The sequence below is a fragment of the Streptomyces sp. SM1 genome (assembly GCF_002910825.1).
GTDB lineage: Bacteria > Actinomycetota > Actinomycetes > Streptomycetales > Streptomycetaceae > Streptomyces > Streptomyces okerensis.
In genome coordinates, this window is sequence record NZ_NEUB01000607.1 from 1 (window position 1) to 13,603 (window position 13,603).

The 13,603-nt window shown below is 70.8% G+C and carries 16 protein-coding genes and 1 pseudogene; 8 read left to right on the plus strand and 9 right to left on the minus strand.

Annotation, left to right across the window (positions count from 1 at the left end; genetic code table 11):
• A partial coding sequence (locus tag B9S61_RS14995) for a putative sulfate exporter family transporter (protein WP_146064847.1) occupies positions 1-282 on the plus strand: 282 nt, incomplete at its 5' end.
• A 255-nt stretch (positions 283-537) separates the two neighbouring features.
• Here the strand turns inward: B9S61_RS14995 and B9S61_RS15000 are convergent.
• The 5 genes from B9S61_RS15000 to B9S61_RS15020 form a co-directional block, all read right to left on the minus strand.
• Positions 538-2,238, minus strand: coding sequence for a methylmalonyl-CoA mutase (locus B9S61_RS15000; protein ID WP_103542705.1), 1,701 nt, complete (start codon positions 2,236-2,238; stop codon positions 538-540).
• Positions 2,239-2,317: 79 nt separating this feature from the next.
• Positions 2,318-2,650, minus strand: coding sequence for a DUF3817 domain-containing protein (locus B9S61_RS15005; protein WP_103542706.1), 333 nt, complete (start codon positions 2,648-2,650; stop codon positions 2,318-2,320).
• 43 nt (positions 2,651-2,693) lie between these two features.
• Positions 2,694-3,203 (minus strand): MarR family winged helix-turn-helix transcriptional regulator, encoded by a 510-nt coding sequence (locus B9S61_RS15010; protein WP_103542707.1) that lies wholly within the window; start codon positions 3,201-3,203, stop codon positions 2,694-2,696.
• Between the two features lie 111 nt (positions 3,204-3,314).
• A complete protein-coding gene (locus tag B9S61_RS15015; protein ID WP_103542708.1) occupies positions 3,315-3,617 on the minus strand; it encodes an MTH1187 family thiamine-binding protein in 303 nt (100 codons plus the stop codon).
• Positions 3,614-3,961: a DUF3817 domain-containing protein gene (locus tag B9S61_RS15020; protein WP_103542709.1), complete on the minus strand. Its 348-nt coding sequence runs from the start codon at positions 3,959-3,961 to the stop codon at positions 3,614-3,616. The genes B9S61_RS15015 and B9S61_RS15020 overlap by 4 nt, the downstream gene beginning before the upstream one ends.
• 193 nt (positions 3,962-4,154) lie before the next feature.
• On the opposite strand from B9S61_RS15020, the gene B9S61_RS15025 reads away from it, so the two are divergent.
• The 4 genes from B9S61_RS15025 (at position 4,155) to B9S61_RS15040 (ending at position 6,810) form a co-directional block, all read left to right on the plus strand.
• Positions 4,155-4,787 (plus strand): AIM24 family protein, encoded by a 633-nt coding sequence (locus tag B9S61_RS15025; protein ID WP_103542710.1) that lies wholly within the window; start codon positions 4,155-4,157, stop codon positions 4,785-4,787.
• A gap of 1 nt (position 4,788) precedes the next feature.
• Positions 4,789-5,439, plus strand: coding sequence for an AIM24 family protein (locus B9S61_RS15030; RefSeq protein WP_103542711.1), 651 nt, complete (start codon positions 4,789-4,791; stop codon positions 5,437-5,439).
• Entirely contained in the window at positions 5,436-6,236 is an 801-nt protein-coding gene (locus B9S61_RS15035; protein WP_103542712.1) for an AIM24 family protein, read from the plus strand. Before B9S61_RS15030 ends, B9S61_RS15035 begins: the two co-directional genes overlap by 4 nt.
• Positions 6,237-6,333: 97 nt before the next feature.
• A complete protein-coding gene (locus tag B9S61_RS15040; protein ID WP_103542713.1) occupies positions 6,334-6,810 on the plus strand; it encodes a MarR family winged helix-turn-helix transcriptional regulator in 477 nt (158 codons plus the stop codon).
• Between the two features lie 49 nt (positions 6,811-6,859).
• Here the strand turns inward: B9S61_RS15040 and B9S61_RS15045 are convergent, their stop codons facing one another.
• Positions 6,860-8,305 (minus strand): ATP-binding protein, encoded by a 1,446-nt coding sequence (locus B9S61_RS15045; protein WP_103542714.1) that lies wholly within the window; start codon positions 8,303-8,305, stop codon positions 6,860-6,862.
• On the minus strand, positions 8,302-9,021 hold the full coding sequence (locus tag B9S61_RS15050) for a response regulator transcription factor (protein ID WP_103542715.1): 720 nt from the start codon (positions 9,019-9,021) through the stop codon (positions 8,302-8,304). The genes B9S61_RS15045 and B9S61_RS15050 overlap by 4 nt, the downstream gene beginning before the upstream one ends.
• Before the next feature lie 121 nt (positions 9,022-9,142).
• On the opposite strand from B9S61_RS15050, the gene B9S61_RS15055 reads away from it, so the two are divergent.
• A complete protein-coding gene (locus tag B9S61_RS15055) occupies positions 9,143-9,814 on the plus strand; it encodes a PepSY domain-containing protein (protein ID WP_103542716.1) in 672 nt (223 codons plus the stop codon).
• Between the two features lie 149 nt (positions 9,815-9,963).
• Here the strand turns inward: B9S61_RS15055 and meaB are convergent, their stop codons facing one another.
• Entirely contained in the window at positions 9,964-10,938 is a 975-nt protein-coding gene (meaB, locus tag B9S61_RS15065; protein WP_103542718.1) for a methylmalonyl Co-A mutase-associated GTPase MeaB, read from the minus strand.
• A 51-nt stretch (positions 10,939-10,989) separates the two neighbouring features.
• Positions 10,990-12,213, minus strand: a complete 1,224-nt coding sequence (locus B9S61_RS15070) for an acetyl-CoA C-acetyltransferase (protein WP_103542719.1) — start codon at positions 12,211-12,213, stop codon at positions 10,990-10,992.
• Between the two features lie 147 nt (positions 12,214-12,360).
• Here B9S61_RS15070 and mce point away from each other — a divergent pair, with 147 nt between their 5' ends.
• Positions 12,361-12,801 (plus strand): methylmalonyl-CoA epimerase, encoded by a 441-nt coding sequence (gene mce, locus B9S61_RS15075; protein WP_103542720.1) that lies wholly within the window; start codon positions 12,361-12,363, stop codon positions 12,799-12,801.
• A gap of 228 nt (positions 12,802-13,029) precedes the next feature.
• Positions 13,030-13,603, plus strand: a pseudogene (locus B9S61_RS15080) (hypothetical protein); the annotation flags it as partial.

Consider the following 13,603-nt stretch of genomic DNA (forward strand, 5'->3'; position numbering starts at 1 on the left):
CGCGCGGCGGGGGCGCCCCGGGTGCCGCTGGTCCCGTTGTTCGTCGTCGGCTTCCTGGCCGCCGTGACCCTGCGCAGCACGGGCCTGCTCCCCGCTTCCGCCCTGGACGCGGCCCACATCGCGCAGGAACTCCTGCTCGCCGCCGCCCTGTTCGGCCTGGGCAGCGCGGTCGACCTGCCCGCCCTGACCCGCACGGGCGCCCGCGTCGCGGTGCTCGGCCTGTGCGCGTGGGTGGTCGTGGCGGGGCTGTCGTACGCCGGGGTCCTGCTGATCTCCCGCTGAGCGTTCCCGGGCGGCGGGGGATCCCGCCCGGGAACGCCGTGGGCCACACACGCCCGTACGGGTACGGAGCCGCACGACGGCACTGCGGTGCCCCGGCGGGAGGCGGCCTCACGGCCGGTTACCTCCGCGAGGGCAAGGCGGGGCGGGTCGGCGTCCGGCGACGCGAACGGCAGGCGCCGTGTCCTTCGACACGGCGCCTGCCGTCGTAACCCTTGCCGTCCGGGCCCTGGCCCGAGCCCTGGCCCTGGCCCTGGCTCAGAAGCCCGCGGGCTCCGTGTACACGCCCCACTCGTCGCGCAGGACGCCGCAGATCTCGCCGAGGGTCGCCTCCGCGCGTACGGCGTCGAGCATGGGCTCGATCATGTTGGCGCCGGAGCGGGCCGCGCCGATCATGGCGTCCAGCGCGCCGCGCACCTTCGCGTCGTCGCGGCCGGCCTTGCGGTCGCCCAGCAGCCGCACCTGATCGCGCTCCACCTCGTGGCTGACCCGCAGGATCTCCAGGTCGCCGGTGACCGACCCGGTGTGGACGTTGACGCCGACGACCCGCTTGTCGCCCTTCTCCAGCGACTGCTGGTAGCGGAACGCCGACTCGGCGATCTCGCCGGTGAACCAGCCGTCCTCGATGCCGCGCAGGATGCCGGAGGTGATCGGACCGATGGGGTGCTGCCCGTCCGGGTGGGCCCGCAGGCCCCGCTCCTTGATCTGCTCGAAGATCTTCTCGGCGTCCGCCTCGATGCGGTCGGTGAGCTGCTCGACGTACCAGGAGCCGCCCAGCGGGTCCGCGACGTTGCCGACCCCGGTCTCCTCCATCAGCACCTGCTGGGTGCGCAGGGCGATCTCGGCGGCCTGTTCGCTGGGCAGCGCGAGGGTCTCGTCGAGGGCGTTGGTGTGCAGGGAGTTGGTCCCGCCGAGCACGGCGGCCAGCGCCTCGACCGCGGTCCGTACGACGTTGTTGTACGGCTGCTGCGCGGTGAGCGAGACTCCGGCGGTCTGGGTGTGGAACCGCAGCCACTGCGCCTTGTCGCTCCGCGCGCCGTACACGTCCCGCATCCAGCGCGCCCAGATCCGCCTGGCCGCACGGAACTTGGCGATCTCCTCGAAGAAGTCGAGGTGCGCGTCGAAGAAGAAGGAGAGCCCCGGCGCGAACACGTCGACGTCCAGCCCGCGGCTGAGCCCCAGCTCCACGTACCCGAAGCCGTCGGCCAGCGTGTACGCCAGCTCCTGCGCGGCCGTCGATCCGGCCTCGCGGATGTGGTACCCGGAGACCGACAGCGGCTTGTACGCGGGGATGCCGGCCGCGCAGTGCTCCATCAGGTCGCCGATGAGCCGCAGATGGGGCTCGGGCTGGAAGAGCCACTCCTTCTGCGCGATGTACTCCTTGAAGATGTCCGTCTGCAGGGTGCCGTTGAGCACGCCCGGGTCGACGCCCTGCCGCTCGGCGGCGACCAGGTACATGCAGAAGACGGGCACGGCGGGCCCGCTGATGGTCATGGAGGTCGTCACGTCACCGAGCGGGATGTCCTGGAACAGGACCTCCATGTCGGCCGCCGAGTCGATCGCCACCCCGCAGTGCCCGACCTCGCCCAGCGAGCGCGGGTCGTCGGAGTCGCGGCCCATGAGCGTCGGCATGTCGAAGGCGACGGAGAGCCCGCCCCCGCCGTTGGCGAGGATCATCTTGTAGCGCTCGTTGGTCTGCTTCGCGTTCCCGAACCCGGCGAACTGCCGGATGGTCCACGTCCGCCCCCGGTAGCCGGTCGGATACAGCCCGCGGGTGAAGGGGTACTCCCCCGGCCAGCCGATCCGCTCGAACCCCTCGTAGGTGTCCCCGGGCCGGGGACCGTACACCGGCTCCACGGGATCGCCGGAGAGCGTGGTGAAATCCGCGTCGCGCTTGCGTGCGGTGTCGTACCGGGCCTGCCAGCGTCGGCGGCCCTCCTCGATGGCGTCAGCGTCCATACTCTCGAATTTACTAGGACGTCCTAGTAAATGTCGATGGCAAACTGCCGCACACTGCTCCGTACGGCGGTGAGAAGCGTTACGCGACCGCGGGCGCCTCGTCCGCGATCCCGCCCTCCAGCTCACGGCTGATCCGGCGCTCCACGAAGAACGCGGCCGTGGGGACGGTGCCGGCCAGCAGCACCCAGAGCTGCTTCTTCACCGGCCACTTCAGCTTCGAACCGAGGTCGAAGGCGAAGATCAGGTAGACCACGTAGAGCCAGCCGTGAGCGATGCTGACCACCTGCGTGAAGTCGGCCGCGCCACCCACGTCGAGCACGTACTTACCGATCATGCCGAAGGTCAACGCGACGAGGAGGACACCGGTGACGTAGGCCATGACCCGGTAGCGGGTGAACACGCTCTTCTTCATGCCATCGAGCGTAACCGGCCGTTCCGGGAGATCTTGGCGGGGGTCAGTCCCCCTTGAAGTCCCCCGCCGCCAGCCGCAGCGGCCGGAGCATCGCGAAGAGTTCGCCGCACTCCTCCGCGTCGTAGGCGCTCAGGCCGAAGTCCATCGCCATCAGGTCGCGGGTGGCGGACTCGACCACCTCGCGGCCCTTGCCGGTGATGGTGGCGAGCGTGCCGCGGCCGTCGTTGGGGTTGGGTCGCCTGGACACCAGCCCGGAGCGCACCAGCCGGTCCACGGTGTTCGTCACCGACGTGGGATGCACCATCAGCCGCTCGCCGATCTTGGACATCGGCAGCTCACCGGACTTGGAGAAGGTGAGCAGCACCAGCGCCTCGTACCGCGCGAACGTGAGCCCGTACGGCTTGACCACCGCGTCGACCTCGGCCAGCAGGATCTGGTGGGCGCGCATGACCGAGGTGATCGCGGCCATCGACGGCACGCTTCCCCAGCGCTGCTTCCAGAGCTCGTCGGCGCGGGCGATGGGATCGAACGAGAGACTGAGCGGCTTCGGCACGGACCAGACCCTACCGGCCGGTCATATGTCGGTCAGCCCTGTCTCACACATCGGTCCGCGAGGCCGTCGACGGGACCGGGTCCCGTCCCGTCGAGAACCTCGCGGCAGCGGTCATCCGGCGCCGGGCGCCAGGTGCCGTTCGACGGTCTCCACCTTGGACGTCAGGCCGTCCGTCACACCCGGGCGGATGTCCGCCTTGAGGACCAGGGAGACGCGCGGCGCGCGGGCCTCCACGGCGGCCACGGCGCGCTTGACCACGTCCATGACCTCGTTCCACTCGCCCTCCACCGAGGTGAACATGGCGTCGGTGCGGTTCGGCAGCCCCGACTCGCGGACCACGCGCACGGCGTCGGCGACGTACTCCCCCACGTCCTCGCCGACGCCGAGCGGCGTCACGGAGAAGGCGACGATCACGCGCCCACGACTCCCTCGCTACGGGCGGCACGGGAGGCGACCACCGCGTCCTCGGCCTCGCGCCTGAGGCGGCGGTCGGCGAAGAAGCCGCCGGTGGGCAGGACCGACATCGCGAAGTAGAAGGCGGCGGTCTTCAGCGGCCACTTGGCACGGTTCCAGGCGTCGGCCCAGAAGAGCACGTACACGACGAAGAGGAAGCCGTGGATCGCGCCCACGACCGGGACGGCGTTGAACTCCGTCGTGCGCTTCAGGACCGAGCAGACGAGCAGCAGCAGGAACGAGATCGCTTCGGGGCCCGAGACCAGGCGGAGGCGGCGGAGGGCGGAGGCGGTCTTGAGGTCCACGGGTCACCTTCGGTGGGAGAGACGTCGGCGTCGACGGTTCGGCTACTTGTGAACACACGCACAAGCGCGTCCATTGTGGCAAACGCCTGACGCGATCACCGGAGGGGGTCCGTCGGGGTTCGATCAGGGTCCGACTCCGTCCACAGGATCTGTCGGTGGGGGCAAAGATGCCGCTACCGTCGCAAGCGTGGCGATGTTCCGACTTCAGAGCAGCAAGGTGCTCGCCGTCGACATGACCGGGGATGCCGTGAAGGCGAAGAACGGCTCGATGGTCGCGTACGACGGTGAGATGGCCTTCAAGAAGCTCAGCGGTGGTGGTGAAGGGCTCCGGGGGATGGTGACCCGGCGGCTCACGGGCGAGCAGATGACGCTGATGGAGGTGAAGGGGCACGGGACCTGCTTTTTCGCGGACCGGGCCTCCGAGATCAACCTGGTGGGGCTGCGGGGCGAGACGCTGTACGTGGAGTCCAGCAACCTGCTGGTGACGGACGGCGGGCTGCGCACCGGGACCACGTTCACCGGCATGCGCGGCGCCTCGCAGGGCAACGGGCTGTTCACGACGACGATCGAGGGGCACGGCCAGGCGGCGATCATGTCGGACGGGCCGGCCCTGCTGCTCCGGGTCAGCGCTCAGTATCCGCTGACGGTCGACCCGGGCGCCTACGTGGCCCACCAGGGGAATCTGCGGCAGTCGTTCCAGTCGGGTGTGACCTTCCGCACCCTGATGGGCGAGGGCGGCGGCGAGGCCTTCCAGATCCGGTTCGAGGGCGACGGGGTGGTCTACGTCCAGCCCAGTGAGCGCAACACGATCGCGGGGGACGTGTGACATGGGCTTCCGTGAGATCAACTCGAAGATGATCGAGGCGACGGTGGCGCCGGGGCAGCGGCTGTTCAGTCAGCGCGGCGCGATGCTCGCGTACAAGGGCGAGGTGGGCTTCACCCCGAACCTGCGCGGCGGGCAGGGCGGGGTGATGTCGATGATCGGGCGGCGGGTGGCGAACGAGGACACGCCGCTGATGACCGTCGAGGGCAACGGCACCGTGCTGTTCGGGCACGGCGGTCATCACATCCAGGTGATCAACCTCACCGGGGACACCCTGTACGTCGAGGCGGACCGGCTGCTCGCCTTCGAGGGCACCCTGGAGCAGGGCACGGTGTTCCTCGGCTCCCAGGGCGGGGTGATGGGCATGGTCCGGGGGCAGGTCTCGGGGCAGGGGCTCTTCACCACCTCGCTGAAGGGCCACGGGGCCGTCGCCGTGATGGCCCACGGAGGGGTGATCGAGCTTCCGATCATCCCGCAGCGGCCGGTGCGCGTCGACCCGCAGGCGTACGTCGCCCACCACGGCGACGTGCGCAACAGGCTGTCCACGGCCCTCGGCTGGCGGGACATGGTGGGCCGGGGATCCGGCGAGGCCTTCCAGTTGGAACTGAGCGGCAGCGGTGCCGTGTACGTCCAGGCGTCGGAGGAGAAGCTGTGAGCACGTACGGAACGCCGGGCGCCGGGCCCGTGGCCCACGACCCCATGACGCTGCCGGCCGACGACAACGTCGATCACTACACCTTCTGCGTGGAGCTCAAGGGCACCCAGTGGTTCATGCAGAAGGGGAAGATGATCGCCTACTACGGCTCGATCGAGTTCAACGGCATCGGGCACGGGCGACTCGACCGACTTGTCCGTACGTCGTTCCATTCGCCTCTGCACGCGAGCGACTGGGTCGTGGCGGAGGGCTCGGGCAAGATGCTCCTCGCCGACCGGGCCTTCGATGTGAATTCGTACGACCTCGAGGACGGCAACCTGACCATTCGCTCGGGCAACTTGCTAGCTTTTCAGCCAAGTCTCTCGCTGAAGCAGTCGATCGTGCCGGGATTCCTGACGCTGATCGGGACCGGGAAGTTCGTGGCCGCGTCCAACGGTCCGGTGGTGTTCATGGAGCCCCCGATCCGGGTGGATCCGCAGGCGCTGGTCGGCTGGGCGGACTGCCCGTCGCCCTGCCACCACTACGACCACGGGTACATGACCGGCGTGATGGGCGGTCTACGTGCGATGACGGGCCTGGGCGGGGCCTCCGGCGAGGAGCACCAGTTCGAGTTCGTGGGGGCGGGCACGGTACTGCTCCAGTCCTCCGAGGCGCTGATGGCGGAGCAGGCGACGGGGACCCCTCCGCAGGAGCCGGGGGTACCCGGTGGCGGTATTCCGGGTGGCCAGGGGCAGGGGGCGGGGGCACCGCGTCTTCCCGGACAGCTCGGAGACCTCCAGCGTCGCTTCGGGCTGTGAGCGGTAATGTGCGGGGTGTGACATCGAACGCGTGATCGCGACGTCACACGGAAGCCTCATTAGTTCGCCTTTCAACTTCCTTAGGTAGACTTCATTCATGGAGACCGAGACGGCCACCCGCTGGCTGACCAATGCGGAGCAGTGCGCCTGGCGCACCCATCTGGAGGTCAACAAGCTGCTGACCTACCAGCTCGAGAAGGATCTGCAGCCGTTCGGCCTGACAATGAACGACTACGAGATCCTCGTGAACCTGTCCGAGTCGGAGGACCGGCGGATGCGGATGAGCGACCTCGCCTCCGCCACCATGCAGTCCAAGAGCCGCCTCTCGCACCAGATCACCCGCATGGAGAACGCGGACCTGGTCCGGCGGGAGAACTGCGAGTCGGACCGCCGCGGGCTGTACGCCGTCCTCACCGAGCACGGCATGGAGACCATGCAGAAGGTCGCGCCGCACCACGTGGCGTCCGTGCGCAGACACTTCATCGACCTGCTCGCCCCCGAGACGCTCACCGAGCTCGACAAGGCCCTCAAACCCATCGCCGAGCACCTGCGGGGGCAGCGGGGGCGCACCTGAGGTCCCGGGGACCGGCGAACGCCCGCGACGCCGACACCGCCCGCGGGCCTCAGCCGGTGAGCGGCAGGCGGAGCTCGAACAGGGCTCCGCCGGCCGGCGCCGCACCCGCGGTGAGCGTTCCGCCGTGCCGTACGGCGACATCCCTCGCGATCGCGAGACCGAGGCCGGCGCCGCCGTCGTCCCGGCTGCGTGCGGCGTCCAGCCGTACGAACCGCTCGAAGATCCGCTCCCGGTCGGCCTCGGCGACCCCGTCGCCGTCGTCGGCCACCGCGAGCACCGCCCAGGAACCCTCGCGGCGCACACTCACGGTGACCCGTTCACGGGCATGCCGTCCGGCGTTGTCGAGCAGGTTGGCGAGCACCCGGCCGAGCTGCCCCCGCGATCCGGTCACCTCCGCCGGCTCCGCGTCCACCGTGACGCCCGTCCGCCCCGCCGCCTCCTCGCGGGCCATCGCGGCCAGGTCCACCCGGGCGCCGGCGGGCCGCTCCCCCGCGTCCAGCCGGGCGAGCAGCAGCAGATCGGCGGCCAGGTGCTGGAGCCGCACGGTGTCCTCGACGGCGCCGTCCAGGTCCAGGAGTCCGGGGTGGGCGGCGGCCACCTCCAACTGGGTGCGCAGGGAGGCGATGGGGCTGCGCAGCTCGTGGGATGCGTCGGCGACGAACCGCCGCTGCCGGTCTACGGACGCCTCCAGCGCGGCGAGGGTCTCGTTGGTGGTGCCGGCGAGGCGGGCGATCTCGTCGTGCGTCGCCGGTTCGGGGACGCGGCGGGTGAGATCCTCGGAGGCGGTGATCGCGGCCATCTCCCGGCGGATGCCCTCCACCGGGCGCAGCGCCCGGCCGGTGACCAGCCAGGTCACTCCGGCGACGACGCCGAGCAACAGGGGCAGGCCGATCAGCATGCCGGTCAGCGTGGTGTTCACGGCGCTGTGCTCGGCGGCGAGCGGAGCGCCCGCGGTGACGGTCAGGGTGCCCCGGTCGGCGGTCCCCACCTCCACGGAGGCGAACCGGTAGTCCTCGGCGTCGCCGTCGATGGTGGCCGAGCCGTTGCTGAAGGTCGTTCCGCCGGCGATCTCCCCCGGGGCCAGGGACGCGCCGGAGTCGTCGTCGGAGTCGTCCGGGGCGTCGGAACCGCCGGAGTCGTCATCGTCGTCATCGTCGTCGCCGGGTGCCGACGGACGCGGTGTCACCTCGGCCGTCGACGTGCCCTCGATCCGCTGGAGGTCCTCGGAGGCCGCCACCAGCGAACCGTCCTCGTCGACGATCTGCACCGGCCTGTCGTCACCGTCCAGTCCGGAGAGCCGGTCGTACGGCGTCCGGGCGGCGAGTTCGGAGGCGACCGCCCGCGCGGAGCGTTCCGCCTGGGTGCCCGCCTCGCCGATCAGGTTGGAGCGCAGGGACAGCAGGACGGCGGTGCCGGCCGCGACGAGGGCCACCGCGACGACGAGGGTGGCGCCGAGCGTCGCCCGTGCGCGGACCGAGCCGAACAGCCGGCTCACGGCGCCGTCTCCAGCCGGTAGCCGGCGCCGCGCACGGTACGGATGAGCCCGGCGCGGAGTTTGCGGCGCAGGGCGCTGATGTAGACCTCGACGATGTTCGGGTCGCCCTCGTAGGCGAAGTCCCAGACGTGCTCCAGGATGTCCGCCTTGGACACCACCTCGCCGGCCCGCAGGACGAGCTGCTCCAGCACCGAGAACTCCTTGGTGGTCAGCGCCACCTCGTCCTCGCCCAGGAACACCCGGCGGGCGGCGGTGTCGACCTTGAGGTCACCGTGCACATGGACCGGGGAGGCACCGGCGGTCGCGCGGCGGCGCAGCAGCGCCTTGATCCTGGCGACGAGGACGACGTACGAGAACGGCTTGGTGAGGTAGTCGTCGGCGCCCGTGTCCAGGCCCTCGGCCTCGTCGTACTCGCCGTCCTTGGCGGTGAGCATCAGGATCGGCACGTCGTGCCCGGCGGCGCGCAGGGCGGCGCAGACGCGGTAGCCGTTGAGGCCGGGCAGCATGATGTCGAGGATCAGGAGGTCGTACGTGCCCTCCGTGGCCCGGTGCAGACCCTCGCGGCCGTCGTGGACGACGTCCACGGCGTAGCCCTCGGCGGTGAGGCCCTTGGCGAGGGAGAGGGCGAGGCGTCTTTCGTCCTCCACGATCAAGAGTCGAAAGGGGCGGCGCGAAGCGCCTCCGGCAGGGTGGTGGTGGGAGGCGGGCGGGCGCATGCGGTACAGGGTCGCAAAGTGAACCTGAAGATCGCTTCAGGCGGCTTCAGGTTCCTCTCGGCAACGGTCGGCGAGATTGATGGTGCACAGCGCGAAACACAGCGACTCGGGAGGAACCATCATGAAGCGCAACATCGTGATCGCCGTCGTCACGGCCGCGGCTCTGGTCGGCGGGGGTACGGCGACGGCCCTCGCGGTCTCGGGGGACGGCGACGGTGGGGCGGCGACGGCAGCGCCGGTGGCGCTGACCGAGCAGCAGCGGGCGGGGGACGACGACAGGCGCGGTGACGACAGCGACGACCGGGACGAGCGTGGCGACGACCGCGACGACCGGGCCGACGACGACCGGGCCGACCGTCCCGTCTCCGGTGACGTGACCGCCGCCGACGCCATCGCCGCCGCGCTGAAGCACACGCCGGGCACGGCCGTCTCCGCCGAGCTGGACGACGGCGCCTGGGAGGTCGACGTCCTCGGCGGCGGGGACAACTGGCACAGCGTGCGGATCGACCCGGCCACGGGCAGGGTCCTCGGCACCGAGAAGGAGGACGAGGACGACACCGGCGAGGTGCGGGCCGCGCTGAAGGGATCCTCGGTGACCGCCGAGCAGGCCGCGAAGGCGGCTGCCGCCAAGGGGACGGTGGTCTCCGTCGACCTCGATGGCGACGACGGCCGGGGCTGGGAGGCCGAGACGGACGCCTCCGGCGGGGACGACGACCGGGACTGGCGGGTGGACCCGGCCAGCGGGAAGGTCACGGCTGACCGGGATGACGACGAGGGCGACTCCGACGACTGATCGTGGTGGGCCGGGTGGGGGCGGTGAGGGGATTTCGCCCCCGCCGCCCCTTCCCGTCCCGTCCCTGGGGCTGCGCCCCAGGCCCCCGCCGGCCCTGAACGGGCCTCGTCCTCAATCGCCGGACGGGCTGGTTCCGTGCTTCGCGGGAGCTAGTGGACGCCGGAAGGACCGCCTGTCGTCAGGCCCTCCACCAGTTCGTCCGCCGCCCGGTACGGGTCCAGGTCGCCGGCGATGATGCGTTCCGCCAGGGCGCCCAGGCGGCGGTCGCCGTGGAGGTCGCCGATGCGTTCGCGGAGGGCGGTGACGGCGATGGTCTCGACCTCGCGGGAGGCGCGGGCCAGGCGGCGTTCGGTGAGGACGCCGTGCTCCTCCATCCAGGCCCGGTGCTTCTCCAGCGCCTCGACGACCTCGTCGACGCCCTCCTGACGGGAGGCGACCGTTCTGACGATCGGGGGGCGCCAGTCGCCCGGGGCGCGGGATTCGCCGAGGCCGAGCATGTGGTTCAGCTCGCGGGCGGTGGCGTCGGCGCCGTCGCGGTCGGCCTTGTTGACGACGTAGACGTCGCCGATCTCCAGGATTCCGGCCTTCGCGGCCTGGATGCCGTCGCCCATGCCGGGGGCCAGCAGGACCACGGAGGTGTCGGCCTGGGAGGCGATCTCCACCTCCGACTGGCCGACGCCGACCGTCTCGACCAGGATCACGTCGCAGCCCGCCGCGTCCAGGACGCGGATGGCCTGCGGCGCCGACCAGGCGAGGCCGCCCAGGTGGCCGCGGGTGGCCATCGAGCGGATGTAGACGCCCGGGTCGGAGGCGTGCTCCGACATGCGGACGCGGTCGCCGAGCAGGGCTCCCCCGGAGAACGGGGAGGACGGGTCGACGGCCAGGACGCCGACCCGCTTGCCCTGTTTGCGGTACGCGGTCACCAGGGCCGAGGTGGAGGTGGACTTGCCCACACCCGGGGAGCCGGTGAGGCCGACCACGTACGCGCTTCCGGTCAGCGGCGCGAGGGCCGCCATGACCTCCCTGAGCTGTGGGGACGCCCCCTCCACCAGGGAGATCAGCCGGGCCACGGCCCGCGGCCGGCCTTCCCTGGCCTGGGCGACCAGCGAGGAGACGTCCTGCATCACAGCTCCGTTCACGAGAGGGAAATCAGCAAACCCGCGGAGAGACCCGGCTCAGGCCTTGGGCACCCGCACGATCAGCGCGTCACCCTGGCCGCCACCGCCGCACAGGGCCGCCGCGCCGACACCGCCGCCGCGCCGCTTCAGCTCCAGCGCGAGGTGCAGCACGAGCCGGGCGCCGGACATGCCGATCGGGTGACCGAGGGCGATGGCACCCCCGTTGACGTTCACCTTTTCGGTGGAAACGCCCAGGTCCTTCATTGACTGGACGGCCACCGCGGCGAAGGCCTCGTTGATCTCGATGAGGTCGAGGTCGGAGACCTCCAGGCCCTCCTTCTTCAGCGCGTGCCGGATGGCGTTGGACGGCTGCGACTGAAGGGAGTTGTCCGGTCCGGCCACGTTGCCGTGGGCGCCGATCTCGGCGATCCACTCCAGGCCCAGCTCCTGCGCCTTGGCCTTGCTCATCACGACCACGGCCGCCGCACCGTCCGAGATCTGCGAGGAGGTGCCGGCGGTGATGGTGCCGTCCTTGGCGAAGGCGGGGCGGAGCCTGCCGAGGGACTCGGCGGTGGTGTCGCCGCGGATGCCCTCGTCCTCGCTGAACAGGACCGGGTCGCCCTTGCGCTGCGGGATCTCGACCGGGGTGATCTCGGCCTCGTAGACGCCGTTCTTCTGCGCGGCGGCGGCCCGCTGGTGGGACAGCGCGGCGATCTCGTCCTGCTCGGGGCGGGCGATACCGAGGCGGGTGTTGTGCTTCTCGGTGGACTCGCCCATGGCGATGTTCTCGAAGGCGTCGGTCAGACCGTCGTGCGCCATGGCGTCGATCATCTGCATCGCGCCGTACTTGAAGCCCTCGCGGGACTTCGGCAGCAGGTGCGGGGCGTTGGTCATGGACTCCTGGCCGCCGGCGACGATCACGTCGAACTCACCGGCGCGGATGAGCTGGTCCGCGAGCGCGATGGCGTCCAGGCCGGACAGGCACACCTTGTTGACGGTGAGCGCCGGGACGTTCATCGGGATGCCGGCCTTGACGGCGGCCTGGCGGGCCGGGATCTGCCCCGCGCCGGCCTGGAGCACCTGCCCCATGATCACGTACTGGACCTGGTCGCCGCCGATCCCCGCACGGTCGAGGGCGGCCTTGATCGCGAAGCCGCCGAGGTCGGCCCCGGAGAAGGACTTCAGCGAGCCGAGCAGCCGCCCCATGGGGGTGCGGGCGCCCGCGACGATGACGGAGGTCGTGCCGTTCGTTGCGGATGGTGCGGAAGTTTCGGAAGACATGAGATGCGATCCCCTTCCGGCTGCACAGCCGAGGAGTGAACGAGGGTTTACTTCGAATGTACTGACCTGCGGTGGACCCCGTCATCGGCCTTTCGGTGTGATCGCGCGCACGTTGCGTAACCGCCCCGGGAGCGCTGCACTGAGTCCATGCTGACGCGAATCGACCACATCGGGATCGCCTGTTTCGACCTGGACCGGACCGTGGAGTTCTACCGGGCCACCTACGGCTTCGAGGTGTTCCACTCCGAGGTCAACGAGGAGCAGGGCGTGCGCGAGGCCATGCTGAAGATCAACGACACCTCGGACGGCGGCGCCTCCTACCTGCAGTTGCTCGAACCGACCCGGGAGGACTCCACCGTCGCCAAGTGGCTGGCGAAGAACGGCGAGGGCGTCCACCACATCGCTTTCGGTACGGCGGATGTGGACGCGGACGCGGCCGGGATCAAGGAGAAGGGCGTACGCGTTCTGTACGAAGAGCCCCGGCGCGGCTCCATGGGGTCACGGATCACCTTCCTGCATCCCAAGGACTGCCATGGCGTACTGACAGAACTGGTCACTTCGGCGCCTGTTGAGTCGTCCGAGCACTGACCCACGTACATATGGGCCGGTAGGGTTGGGTCCGGTCGCCGCTCGATCCGTGGTGACCGTCCCGTCGTCTTTGGCGACGGGAGCGCCGGGGTCCGGGTTTCGGGGGGCGAGCGCGGGGCAGCAGCCCATGCTCCGCCGTTGATCTGACACCATTCCCCCGGGGGCACCGTTCGGCGGATGAACGGAGCTCGGCCAGACTTGCGACCAGGGGACGGATGGGACCGCGCAGTGCGGGGCTACGAGAGCCAGGAGCGAGAGCCGGCGGCTGACGTCGACCACCTCTCTCGGTTCGAAGCCGAGATGAAGCGGCTGAAGACCGAGCGGGAAAAGGCGATCCAGCACGCCGAGGACCTCGGCTACCAGGTCGAGGTGCTGCGCGCCAAGCTGCACGAGGCGCGGCGCACCATCATGTCCCGGCCCGCCTACGACGGCGGCGACATCGGCTACCAGGCCGAGCAGATGCTGCGCAACGCGCAGATGCAGGCCGACCAGCTCCGCGCGGACGCCGAGCGGGAGCTGAGCCAGGCCCGGTCGCAGACCCAGCGGATCCTCCAGGAGCACGCGGAGCAGGCGGCCCGGCTCCAGGCGGAGCTGCACCAGGAGGCGGTGACCCGGCGCCAGCAGCTCGATCAGGAGCTGGCGGAGCGCCGGCAGACCGTCGAGTCGCACGTCAACGAGAACGTGGCGTGGGCGGAGCAGCTGCGGGCCCGCACCGAGGAGCAGGCCCGCCGGCTGATGGAGGAGACCCGCGCGGAGCGGGAGCAGGCCCTGGCCGCCGCCCGCGCGGAGGCCGAGCGGGTGA

What these genes read in the sequence shown, in the direction of transcription:
- B9S61_RS15000 (WP_103542705.1), bottom strand. Translation starts at nt 2,238, where the DNA reads ATGGACGCTGACGCCATCGAGGAGGGCCGCCGACGCTGGCAGGCCCGG.
- B9S61_RS15005 (WP_103542706.1), bottom strand. Translation starts at nt 2,650, where the DNA reads ATGAAGAAGAGCGTGTTCACCCGCTACCGGGTCATGGCCTACGTCACC.
- B9S61_RS15025 (WP_103542710.1), top strand. Translation starts at nt 4,155, where the DNA reads ATGTTCCGACTTCAGAGCAGCAAGGTGCTCGCCGTCGACATGACCGGG.
- B9S61_RS15030 (WP_103542711.1), top strand. Translation starts at nt 4,789, where the DNA reads ATGGGCTTCCGTGAGATCAACTCGAAGATGATCGAGGCGACGGTGGCG.
- B9S61_RS15040 (WP_103542713.1), top strand. Translation starts at nt 6,334, where the DNA reads ATGGAGACCGAGACGGCCACCCGCTGGCTGACCAATGCGGAGCAGTGC.
- B9S61_RS15050 (WP_103542715.1), bottom strand. Translation starts at nt 9,021, where the DNA reads ATGCGCCCGCCCGCCTCCCACCACCACCCTGCCGGAGGCGCTTCGCGC.
- B9S61_RS15055 (WP_103542716.1), top strand. Translation starts at nt 9,143, where the DNA reads ATGAAGCGCAACATCGTGATCGCCGTCGTCACGGCCGCGGCTCTGGTC.
- meaB (WP_103542718.1), bottom strand. Translation starts at nt 10,938, where the DNA reads ATGCAGGACGTCTCCTCGCTGGTCGCCCAGGCCAGGGAAGGCCGGCCG.
- B9S61_RS15070 (WP_103542719.1), bottom strand. Translation starts at nt 12,213, where the DNA reads ATGTCTTCCGAAACTTCCGCACCATCCGCAACGAACGGCACGACCTCC.
- mce (WP_103542720.1), top strand. Translation starts at nt 12,361, where the DNA reads ATGCTGACGCGAATCGACCACATCGGGATCGCCTGTTTCGACCTGGAC.